Source organism: Rahnella victoriana (genome assembly GCF_021276285.1).
Lineage (GTDB): Bacteria > Pseudomonadota > Gammaproteobacteria > Enterobacterales > Enterobacteriaceae > Rahnella > Rahnella victoriana.
In genome coordinates this window covers 1,299,630-1,311,626 of record NZ_CP089919.1, presented here as the reverse complement: position 1 = coordinate 1,311,626, position 11,997 = coordinate 1,299,630, and the positions used below count along the sequence as shown (strand labels likewise).

The 11,997-nt window shown below is 51.7% G+C and carries 4 protein-coding genes, 2 tRNA genes and 3 rRNA genes; 8 read left to right on the top strand and 1 reads right to left on the bottom strand.

The window, feature by feature from the left end:
* Nucleotides 1-21: 21 nt before the first annotated feature.
* Complete coding sequence (gene purH, locus J9880_RS06070; RefSeq protein ID WP_095924299.1) at nucleotides 22-1,611, bottom strand: bifunctional phosphoribosylaminoimidazolecarboxamide formyltransferase/IMP cyclohydrolase; 1,590 nt, start codon at nucleotides 1,609-1,611, stop codon at nucleotides 22-24.
* A 547-nt stretch (nucleotides 1,612-2,158) separates the two neighbouring features.
* On the opposite strand from purH, the gene J9880_RS06065 reads away from it, so the two are divergent.
* The 8 genes from J9880_RS06065 (at nucleotide 2,159) to aceA (ending at nucleotide 11,959) form a co-directional block, all read left to right on the top strand.
* Nucleotides 2,159-3,691, top strand: a 16S ribosomal RNA gene (locus J9880_RS06065).
* 71 nt (nucleotides 3,692-3,762) lie between these two features.
* Nucleotides 3,763-3,839: transfer RNA gene (locus J9880_RS06060), tRNA-Ile, on the top strand.
* 136 nt (nucleotides 3,840-3,975) lie between these two features.
* Nucleotides 3,976-4,051 (top strand) — tRNA-Ala (locus tag J9880_RS06055).
* 215 nt (nucleotides 4,052-4,266) lie between these two features.
* A 23S ribosomal RNA gene (locus J9880_RS06050) occupies nucleotides 4,267-7,162 on the top strand.
* A gap of 127 nt (nucleotides 7,163-7,289) precedes the next feature.
* A 5S ribosomal RNA gene (rrf, locus tag J9880_RS06045) occupies nucleotides 7,290-7,405 on the top strand.
* Together the 16S, 23S and 5S rRNA genes with 2 tRNA genes alongside form the textbook arrangement of a ribosomal RNA operon.
* A gap of 292 nt (nucleotides 7,406-7,697) precedes the next feature.
* A complete protein-coding gene (gene metA / locus J9880_RS06040; protein WP_095924300.1) occupies nucleotides 7,698-8,627 on the top strand; it encodes a homoserine O-acetyltransferase MetA in 930 nt (309 codons plus the stop codon).
* Between the two features lie 370 nt (nucleotides 8,628-8,997).
* Nucleotides 8,998-10,596 (top strand): malate synthase A, encoded by a 1,599-nt coding sequence (gene aceB, locus J9880_RS06035; protein ID WP_232770215.1) that lies wholly within the window; start codon nucleotides 8,998-9,000, stop codon nucleotides 10,594-10,596.
* A 40-nt stretch (nucleotides 10,597-10,636) separates the two neighbouring features.
* Nucleotides 10,637-11,959, top strand: coding sequence for an isocitrate lyase (aceA, locus tag J9880_RS06030; protein ID WP_095924302.1), 1,323 nt, complete (start codon nucleotides 10,637-10,639; stop codon nucleotides 11,957-11,959).
* Nucleotides 11,960-11,997 lie beyond the last annotated feature (38 nt).

Here is an 11,997-nt window from a genome sequence, read left to right as displayed (position 1 = left end):
ATCGCACCCGCTGAAAGAAAATTAATGACGGAAGTGGCGCATGTCGGTGAACAGCATCGCAATGCCATGTTCGTTGGCGGCGGCAATCACTTCATCATCACGAATAGAACCACCGGGCTGGATAACACAGGTAATCCCCACGGCGGCGGCGGCATCAATACCGTCGCGGAACGGGAAGAAGGCATCAGAAGCCATCACGGAACCGGCAACTTCCAGACCTTCATCGGCGGCTTTGATACCGGCAATTTTGGCAGAGTAAACGCGGCTCATCTGGCCGGCACCGATACCGATCGTCATTTTGTCTCGTGCATACACAATGGCGTTGGATTTCACGAATTTTGCGACTTTCCAGCAGAACAGCGCATCCGTCAGTTCCTGCTCCGTCGGCTGGCGCTCTGAAACCACACGCAGATCAGCCGCCTCAACCATACCCAAATCGCGATCCTGTACCAGCAGGCCGCCGTTGACACGCTTGAAGTCGAGTGCTTTGTGGCGAGACTGCCATTGTCCGCAGGTCAGTACACGCACGTTTTGTTTGGCAGCGGTCAACGCCAGCGCTTCGGCGCTCACGGATGGCGCAATGATCACTTCTACAAACTGACGGCTGATGATGGCTTTCGCGGTTTCAGCATCCAGTTCACGGTTGAAGGCAATGATGCCGCCGAAAGCGGACGTCGGATCCGTCTGATAGGCACGCTCGTAAGCAGCCAGAATGCTGTCGCCGATAGCCACACCGCAAGGGTTGGCATGCTTAACGATGACGCAGGCGGGTTCCGCGAATTCTTTCACGCATTCCAGTGCCGCATCAGTATCGGCAATGTTGTTATAGGAAAGTGCTTTGCCCTGAAGCTGGGTCGAGGTGGCAACAGACGCCTCGCTGACATTTTCTTCTATATAGAAGGCAGCGTTCTGATGGCTGTTCTCGCCATAACGCATATCTTGTTTCTTTATATAGCTGAGATTCAGTGTGCGCGGGAACTGGCCAGATGCGGATTCAGTATCACCATGGTAAGCCGGTACCATTGTGCCAAAGTAGTTAGCGATCATGCCATCGTAAGAGGCTGTGTGCTCGAAGGCTTTAATCGCCAGGTTGAAACGGGTCGCCAGCGTCAGCGAGCCGCTGTGGGCATCCATCTCTTCTATAATAGAAGCGTAGTCACTGCTCTTAACCACGATCGCCACATCTTTATGGTTCTTCGCTGCTGAGCGAACCATGGTCGGGCCACCGATATCAATGTTTTCTACCGCATCTTCCAGGGAACAGTCCGGGCGCGCGACAGTTTGTGCGAACGGATAAAGGTTAACGACCACCATGTCGATTGGCGCAATGGAATGTTGCGCCATGATTTCATCATCTTTCCCGCGACGGCCGAGAATGCCACCGTGAACTTTCGGGTGCAGGGTTTTGACGCGTCCATCCATCATTTCCGGGAAGCCGGTGTAGTCAGACACTTCAGTGACTGGCAGGCCAGCTTTCGCCAACAGGCTGGCCGTTCCGCCAGTGGAAAGTAATTCAACGCCACGCGAAGACAGGGCCTGGGCGAATTCTACGATACCGGCTTTATCAGAAACACTGAGCAGGGCGCGGCGGATTGGACGAGATTGTTGCATGGTGGTTGTATCCTTGGCTTAGAGAGAGCAGAAAACTAACGCGCGAAATTGTAGCGAAAACGATTGCGCGACGCTCGCAAAATTTGAGATTCCTGCGGCTCTGTGGATAAATCTGTGCAAAACACGGTATAAGCAGTGTGTTTGCTGTGTAATGCAGCAAACGGTGTTTTTTCTTAAAATTAGCCCTTGCGGCCTGCTGAGAACTCCCTATAATGCCGCTCCATCGACAGGGAACAACGTGAACAACATCACGAAGTAACCGGGTCGGAAAGATTAAAAACAGTGATGACCGGATGAAATAAACGGTTGACACTGAATGAGGAAAGCGTAATATACGCCACCTCGAGTTAGCAAGCGAAAGCGCGTAACTCACTGCTCTTTAACAATTTATCAGACAATCTGTGTGGGCACTCACAAGACGATATCAGCCACTTCGGTGGCAAAAAATATCAAGTCTTAAAGAGTGACCAAGCAGTAATTCATTTAGTTGAATTATTACGAAGTAATCTTTGAGCACCGCTTCACTTGTTGAAGCAAATCGAACTTTTAATTGAAGAGTTTGATCATGGCTCAGATTGAACGCTGGCGGCAGGCCTAACACATGCAAGTCGAGCGGCAGCGGGAAGTAGCTTGCTACTTTGCCGGCGAGCGGCGGACGGGTGAGTAATGTCTGGGAAACTGCCTGATGGAGGGGGATAACTACTGGAAACGGTAGCTAATACCGCATGACCTCGAAAGAGCAAAGTGGGGGACCTTCGGGCCTCACGCCATCGGATGTGCCCAGATGGGATTAGCTAGTAGGTGAGGTAATGGCTCACCTAGGCGACGATCCCTAGCTGGTCTGAGAGGATGACCAGCCACACTGGAACTGAGACACGGTCCAGACTCCTACGGGAGGCAGCAGTGGGGAATATTGCACAATGGGCGCAAGCCTGATGCAGCCATGCCGCGTGTGTGAAGAAGGCCTTAGGGTTGTAAAGCACTTTCAGCGAGGAGGAAGGGTTCAGTGTTAATAGCACTGAACATTGACGTTACTCGCAGAAGAAGCACCGGCTAACTCCGTGCCAGCAGCCGCGGTAATACGGAGGGTGCAAGCGTTAATCGGAATTACTGGGCGTAAAGCGCACGCAGGCGGTTTGTTAAGTCAGATGTGAAATCCCGAGCTTAACTTGGGAACTGCATTTGAAACTGGCAAGCTAGAGTCTTGTAGAGGGGTAGAATTCCAGGTGTAGCGGTGAAATGCGTAGAGATCTGGAGGAATACCGGTGGCGAAGGCGGCCCCTGGACAAAGACTGACGCTCAGGTGCGAAAGCGTGGGAGCAAACAGGATTAGATACCCTGGTAGTCCACGCTGTAAACGATGTCGACTTGGAGGTTGTGCCCTTGAGGCGTGGCTTCCGGAGCTAACGCGTTAAGTCGACCGCCTGGGAGTACGGCCGCAAGGTTAAAACTCAAATGAATTGACGGGGGCCCGCACAAGCGGTGGAGCATGTGGTTTAATTCGATGCAACGCGAAGAACCTTACCTACTCTTGACATCCAGAGAATTCGCTAGAGATAGCTTAGTGCCTTCGGGAACTCTGAGACAGGTGCTGCATGGCTGTCGTCAGCTCGTGTTGTGAAATGTTGGGTTAAGTCCGCAACGAGCGCAACCCTTATCCTTTGTTGCCAGCACGTAATGGTGGGAACTCAAAGGAGACTGCCGGTGATAAACCGGAGGAAGGTGGGGATGACGTCAAGTCATCATGGCCCCCAGTAGGGCTACACACGTGCTACAATGGCATATACAAAGAGAAGCGAACTCGCGAGAGCAAGCGGACCTCATAAAGTATGTCGTAGTCCGGATTGGAGTCTGCAACTCGACTCCATGAAGTCGGAATCGCTAGTAATCGTAGATCAGAATGCTACGGTGAATACGTTCCCGGGCCTTGTACACACCGCCCGTCACACCATGGGAGTGGGTTGCAAAAGAAGTAGGTAGCTTAACCTTCGGGAGGGCGCTTACCACTTTGTGATTCATGACTGGGGTGAAGTCGTAACAAGGTAACCGTAGGGGAACCTGCGGTTGGATCACCTCCTTACCTAAAGATACGCATTGTGCAGTGTCCACACAGATTGTCTGATAGAAAGTAACGAGCAGAAATACCTTAATAGGCTTGTAGCTCAGGTGGTTAGAGCGCACCCCTGATAAGGGTGAGGTCGGTGGTTCAAGTCCACTCAGGCCTACCAATTCGTCCTCATGTGCGTTGTCGTCACACTCGTTTGCGGTTGCAAACGTCGTATGAACTCCGCCTTGCCTGAGAACAAATTGGCTAACTCATCTTCCTGATGTGTTAGTGATTAAGGTATCTGTAAGTGACTGTATGGGGCTATAGCTCAGCTGGGAGAGCGCCTGCCTTGCACGCAGGAGGTCAGCGGTTCGATCCCGCTTAGCTCCACCATTACCGTACAGCCCCTAAATAATACTTCAGAGTGTATTGGAAACAGTATGCTGCGAAGTATTTTGCTCTTTAACAATCTGGAACAAGCTGAAAATTGAAAGTTTACAGCTGAACATCACTCTCCGTAGAAGTACTGAGTGGTGGATTAGTCTGTAACAGAGTCTCTCAAATAATCGCAGCGCGATGATGTCTTTTAAGACACCTTCGGGTTGTGAGGTTAAGCGACTAAGCGTACACGGTGGATGCCTAGGCAGTCAGAGGCGATGAAGGGCGTGCTAATCTGCGAAAAGCGTCGGTAAGGTGATATGAACCGTTATACCCGACGATACCCGAATGGGGAAACCCAGTGTGTTTCGACACATTATCATTACATGAATACATAGTGTAATGAGGCGAACCGGGGGAACTGAAACATCTAAGTACCCCGAGGAAAAGAAATCAACCGAGATTCCCCCAGTAGCGGCGAGCGAACGGGGAAGAGCCCAGAACCTGAATCAGGGTATGTGTTAGTGGAAGCGTCTGGAAAGTCGCACAGTATAGGGTGATAGTCCCGTACACAAAAATGCATACGTTGTGAGTTCGATGAGTAGGGCGGGACACGTGACATCCTGTCTGAATATGGGGGGACCATCCTCCAAGGCTAAATACTCCTGACTGACCGATAGTGAACCAGTACCGTGAGGGAAAGGCGAAAGAACCCCGGCGAGGGGAGTGAAATAGAACCTGAAACCGTGTACGTACAAGCAGTGGGAGCCTACTTTGTTGGGTGACTGCGTACCTTTGTATAATGGGTCAGCGACTTATATTTTGTAGCAAGGTTAACCGTATAGGGAGCCGTAGGAAACCGAGTCTTAACTGGGCGTCAAGTTGCAAGGTATAGACCCGAAACCCGGTGATCTAGCCATGGGCAGGTTGAAGGTTGGGTAACACTAACTGGAGGACCGAACCGACTAATGTTGAAAAATTAGCGGATGACTTGTGGCTGGGGGTGAAAGGCCAATCAAACCGGGAGATAGCTGGTTCTCCCGAAAGCTATTTAGGTAGCGCCTCGTGAACTCATCTTCGGGGGTAGAGCACTGTTTCGACTAGGGGGCCATCCCGGCTTACCAACTCGATGCAAACTACGAATACCGAAGAATGTTATCACGGGAGACACACGGCGGGTGCTAACGTCCGTCGTGAAGAGGGAAACAACCCAGACCGCCAGCTAAGGTCCCAAAGTCATGGTTAAGTGGGAAACGATGTGGGAAGGCATAGACAGCCAGGATGTTGGCTTAGAAGCAGCCATCATTTAAAGAAAGCGTAATAGCTCACTGGTCGAGTCGGCCTGCGCGGAAGATGTAACGGGCTAAACCATGCACCGAAGCTGCGGCAGCGACGCTTATGCGTTGTTGGGTAGGGGAGCGTTCTGTAAGCCGTCGAAGGTGAACTGTGAGGTTTGCTGGAGGTATCAGAAGTGCGAATGCTGACATAAGTAACGATAATGCGGGTGAAAAACCCGCACGCCGGAAGACCAAGGGTTCCTGTCCAACGTTAATCGGGGCAGGGTGAGTCGACCCTAAGGCGAGGCTGAAAAGCGTAGTCGATGGGAAGCTGGTTAATATTCCAGCACTTGGTGTTACTGCGAAGGGGGACGGAGAAGGCTAGGCTAGCCGGGCGACGGTTGTCCCGGTTCAAGCGTGTAGGTGTAGTCCTGGTAAATCCGGATTACTTTAACCCTGAGGCGTGATAACGAGCCACTACGGTGGTGAAGTAGTTGATGCCAAGCTTCCAGGAAAAGCCTCTAAGCTCCAGGTAACACGAAATCGTACCCCAAACCGACACAGGTGGTCAGGTAGAGAATACTCAGGCGCTTGAGAGAACTCGGGTGAAGGAACTAGGCAAAATGGTGCCGTAACTTCGGGAGAAGGCACGCTGGCGCGTAGGTGAAGGACTTGCTCCCGGAGCTGAAGCCAGTCGAAGATACCAGCTGGCTGCAACTGTTTAATAAAAACACAGCACTGTGCAAACACGAAAGTGGACGTATACGGTGTGACGCCTGCCCGGTGCCGGAAGGTTAATTGATGGGGTTATCCGTAAGGAGAAGCTCTTGATCGAAGCCCCGGTAAACGGCGGCCGTAACTATAACGGTCCTAAGGTAGCGAAATTCCTTGTCGGGTAAGTTCCGACCTGCACGAATGGCGTAATGATGGCCAGGCTGTCTCCACCCGAGACTCAGTGAAATTGAACTCGCTGTGAAGATGCAGTGTACCCGCGGCAAGACGGAAAGACCCCGTGAACCTTTACTATAGCTTGACACTGAACATTGAGCCTTGATGTGTAGGATAGGTGGGAGGCTTTGAAGCGTGGACGCCAGTCTGCGTGGAGCCAACCTTGAAATACCACCCTTTAATGTTTGATGTTCTAACTCGGCCCCATAATCTGGGGTGAGGACAGTGTCTGGTGGGTAGTTTGACTGGGGCGGTCTCCTCCTAAAGAGTAACGGAGGAGCACGAAGGTTAGCTAATCACGGTCGGACATCGTGAGGTTAGTGCAATGGCATAAGCTAGCTTGACTGCGAGAGTGACGGCTCGAGCAGGTACGAAAGTAGTCATAGTGATCCGGTGGTTCTGAATGGAAGGGCCATCGCTCAACGGATAAAAGGTACTCCGGGGATAACAGGCTGATACCGCCCAAGAGTTCATATCGACGGCGGTGTTTGGCACCTCGATGTCGGCTCATCACATCCTGGGGCTGAAGTAGGTCCCAAGGGTATGGCTGTTCGCCATTTAAAGTGGTACGCGAGCTGGGTTTAGAACGTCGTGAGACAGTTCGGTCCCTATCTGCCGTGGGCGTTGGAAGATTGAGAGGGGCTGCTCCTAGTACGAGAGGACCGGAGTGGACGCATCACTGGTGTTCGGGTTGTCATGCCAATGGCATTGCCCGGTAGCTAAATGCGGAAAAGATAAGCGCTGAAAGCATCTAAGCGCGAAACTTGCCTCGAGATGAGTCTTCCCTGTGGCTTTAAGCCACCTGAAGGGACGTTTAAGACTAAGACGTTGATAGGCTGGGTGTGTAAGTGCAGCGATGCATTGAGCTAACCAGTACTAATGACCCGAGAGGCTTAACCTTACAACACCAAAGGTGTTTTGGCAGAGACTTTGAAGTAGATTTTCAGCTGATTGTTCCGAGATTGGTTCGTATGGCGGTGTGTGGTGAGAACTCATGACACGATGCGGTATGAATGAAACAGAATTTGCCTGGCGGCAGTAGCGCGGTGGTCCCACCTGACCCCATGCCGAACTCAGAAGTGAAACGCCGTAGCGCCGATGGTAGTGTGGGGTCTCCCCATGCGAGAGTAGGGAACTGCCAGGCATCAAATAAGTGGAAAGCCCTGTACTGACGTACAGGGCTTTTTGCTATGGGAAATTTGGGTAATTATGTTCGCTTATTGCTCTATTAGCTGCGAAATTCAGTGTTCAGAAGTATCCTCCTTATCGCTCACCAACTCTTTTTCCCGATCCTATATAACTAAACCCTCTAAATTAATAACTGAAGCTGAAACATTTTCACTTACTGCATGCAGGCTCGACATCTTGATTAAAACCCGTTATCTTCGGCTATCTAGAAGTCTAAACGTATAAATGGATGCAGTGAGGAAGTTGTTATGCCGATCCGGGTACCAGACGAATTACCAGCCGTGAATTTCCTGCGCAATGAGAACGTCTTTGTCATGACATCATCACGCGCGAAAACACAGGAGATCCGTCCCCTTAAGGTGCTGGTTCTTAACCTGATGCCGAAGAAAATTGAGACTGAAAATCAGTTTTTACGACTGCTTTCCAACTCTCCTCTGCAAATTGATGTGCAGCTGCTGCGTATTGATAGTCGCGAATCTAAAAACACCCCCGCCGAGCACCTCAATAACTTCTATTGTGACTTTGAAGATATTCAGCATGACAACTACGATGGCCTGATTGTCACCGGCGCGCCCCTGGGATTGGTTGATTTTTGCGATGTGGCGTACTGGCCTGAAATTGAACGGGTTATTCACTGGGCGAAAGAACACGTGACATCAACGCTGTTTGTTTGCTGGGCGGTACAGGCTGCGCTGAATGTGCTTTACGGCCTGCCTAAAATGACCCGTGAAGCGAAGTTATCAGGTGTGTATCCTCATCAGACGCTGCAACCGCTGGCGTTACTGACCCGTGGCTTTGATGAATCTTTCCTGGCACCGCATTCGCGCTATGCAGACTTCCCGGCAGATGTGCTTCGCCAGCATACAGATCTGGATATTTTCGCTGAATCCGAGGAGGCCGGTGCCTATCTCTTTGCCACAAAGGATAAGCGGATGGCTTTCGTGACCGGACACCCTGAATATGATGCAGGGACACTGGCCGGAGAGTATTTGCGGGACGTGGCTGCCGGTTTGTCGCCTGAAATGCCGTACAACTATTTCCCGCAGGATAACGCCGAACTGGCACCCAAAGCGACCTGGCGTAGCCACGGACACTTGCTGTTCACTAACTGGCTGAACTATTACGTTTATCAGATCACACCGTTTGATCTGCGCCAGATGAATCCCACACTCGAGTAAATCCTCTTTCCGTTTTCTGCAGACGATCTCCCCGGTCGTCTGCTTATCTTTCTTTCCCTACGATTCTTTTCTCTCAGCCGCAATCCTTCATCTCTTATTTCTCAAATGCGAAATCCGTTACCATTTTATGGAAAATTTATTCCTTCTTATCTTATTGATTAAAAATGGAACTTTTTAATTTAAAAAATAAAATGGAAATCGTTTTTGATTTTATTGAATTCCTGATTACGCTTAACTCTATCGGGCAATAAATGACCAGAGGAAAATCGCCTCAAAATAATGAGTGCGTCTCGGGTGAGTTTTCGACCGTAACAGCATCTGTTCAGTGAGGCGGTCTGGCAGATTAGGCAGATAAATCAGGAGAAGAGCGATGTCAGAGCAAATTACCCGCAGTCAGCTTGGCTTTACGCGCCGTTTTGGTGAAAACGAGGCACAGATTCTGACTGAAGAAGCCGTAGATTTCTTGTCCGAGCTGGTTGTGCGTTTTACCCCACTGCGTAACCGTTTACTGGCCGATCGTATTGCCGTCCAGCAGAAGATAGATCAGGGTACATTACCGGATTTTATTTCGGAAACGCATTCCATTAAAAATGCAGACTGGAAAATACGAGGCATCCCGGCTGATCTGCTGGATCGACGGGTAGAAATTACCGGGCCTGTCGAACGTAAGATGGTCATCAATGCGCTCAATGCCAATGTAAAAGTCTTCATGGCGGACTTTGAGGATTCTCTGGCTCCAGACTGGCAGAAAGTGATTGAAGGGCAGATCAACTTACGCGATGCGGTAAACGGGACGATCAGCTACACCAACGAATCCGGAAAAATTTATCAGCTCAAACCTAACCCGGCCGTTTTGGTGTGCCGTGTCCGTGGCCTGCACTTACCTGAAAAACATGTGAACTGGCAGGGAGAGGCGATTCCCGGTTCGCTGTTCGATTTCGCGTTGTACTTCTTCCACAACTATCGCGCTTTGCTGGCAAAAGGCAGCGGTCCCTATTTCTATCTGCCCAAAATGCAGTCCTGTCACGAGGCCGACTGGTGGAGTCAGGTCTTCAGTTTTGCTGAAGATTATGCAGGATTATCCCGTGGCACAATCAAAGCGACCGTGCTGATTGAAACCCTGCCCGCTGTATTCCAGATGGACGAAATTCTTTATCACCTGCGTGATCATATCGTCGGCCTGAACTGTGGCCGCTGGGATTACATCTTCAGCTATATCAAAACATTAAAAAATCATGCTGATCGCGTATTACCCGATCGCCAGTCTGTGACCATGACGCAACCCTTCCTCAGTGCGTACTCGCGGCTGCTGATTAAAACCTGCCATCGCCGTGGCGCATTTGCGATGGGTGGCATGGCGGCATTTATCCCCAGTAAAGATGTTAAGCGTAACGAATGGGTACTGAACAAAGTCCGCACAGACAAAGAGCTGGAGGCAAGTAACGGCCATGACGGCACCTGGATTGCGCACCCGGGGCTGGCCGATACGGTGCTGGAAGCATTCGATAATGCGCTGGGCAGCCGATCAAATCAGCTGGACGTGTTACGTGAAGAAGACACTGAAATCACCGCAGAGCAGTTGCTTGAACCTTGTGCTGGTGAGCGCACCGAAGAGGGCATGCGCGCCAATATCCGCGTTGCGGTGCAATACATCGAGGCCTGGATTTCAGGAAACGGCTGCGTTCCGATTTACGGTTTGATGGAAGATGCCGCCACGGCTGAAATCTCCCGTACGTCGATCTGGCAATGGATCCACCACGGCAAAACGCTCAGCGACGGACAACCCGTAACCAAACCCTTATTCCGCCGCATGCTGAATGAAGAAATGCTGGTCATCCGGCAGGAACTGGGCGAACAACGTTTCAGCGCAGGACGCTTCACACAAGCGGCTGCGCTGATGGAAAAAATCACCACGCAGGATGAGCTCATCGACTTCCTGACACTGCCGGGCTATCAGCTGCTGGCCTGATCCTTCTTACCCTACACATAAAAAGACCGGAGCATTTGCCATGAAAACGACCCGTACTCAGCAAATTCAGCAGCTTGAAGAAACCTGGAACCAGCCACGCTGGAAAAATATCACCCGACCTTACACGGCGGCAGAAGTGATCAGCCTGCGCGGCTCGGTCAATCCCGAATGCACACTGGCACAGCACGGTGCCGCCCGTCTGTGGAATCTGCTGCACGGGGCCTCGCGTAAAGGGTATGTCAATTGTCTGGGCGCACTGACTGGCGGACAGGCATTGCAGCAGGCGAAAGCCGGTATTGAGGCCATTTATCTTTCCGGCTGGCAGGTGGCTGCCGATGCGAATACGGCTTCGAGTATGTACCCCGACCAGTCTTTATATCCGGTGAATTCGGTGCCTGAAGTGGTGGCGCGGATTAACAACACTTTCCGCCGCGCGGATCAGATTCAGTGGGCCAATAACATTGAACCGGGTCAGCCGGGCTATACCGATTATTTCCTGCCGATCGTGGCTGATGCAGAAGCGGGTTTTGGCGGCGTGCTCAATGCTTTTGAGCTGATGAAATCGATGATTGAAGCCGGTGCCGCAGCCGTTCACTTTGAAGATCAGCTTGCTGCCGTGAAGAAGTGCGGACATATGGGGGGCAAAGTTCTGGTACCCACACAGGAAGCCGTCCAGAAACTGGTATCGGCGCGGCTCGCCGCCGACGTGCTGGGTGTACCGACGTTGCTGGTGGCGCGTACCGATGCGGATGCCGCTGATTTACTGACGTCAGACTGCGACCCGTATGACAGCCAGTTTATTACCGGTGAAAGAACGCACGAAGGTTTCTACCGGACACACGCCGGGATTGAGCAGGCCATCAGCCGCGGGCTGGCGTATGCCCCGTATGCCGACGTCGTGTGGTGCGAAACCTCGACGCCTGATCTCAAACTGGCGCAGCGTTTCGCCGAGGCTATTCACGCCAAATTCCCGGGCAAACTGCTGGCATATAACTGCTCGCCATCGTTTAACTGGAAGAAAAATCTCGACGATCAGACTATTGCCAGTTTCCAGGATCAGCTGGCTGCGATGGGCTATCAGTACCAGTTCATCACGCTGGCGGGCATTCACAGCATGTGGTTCAACATGTTCGATCTTGCCCATGCTTATGCGCAGGGTGAGGGGATGAAGCACTACGTCGAAAAAGTGCAGGAGCCGGAATTTGCCGCCATCGGTCGCGGCTACACTTTTGCATCCCACCAGCAGGAAGTCGGAACCGGCTATTTCGACAAAGTCACCACCATCATTCAGGGCGGGCGTTCCTCGGTTACCGCGCTCACCGGCTCGACCGAAGAACAGCAGTTTTCCTCCACGTCACACTGATCCCCGGCAGGCCCGGTGAAAGCCGGGTCTTTTCCTCA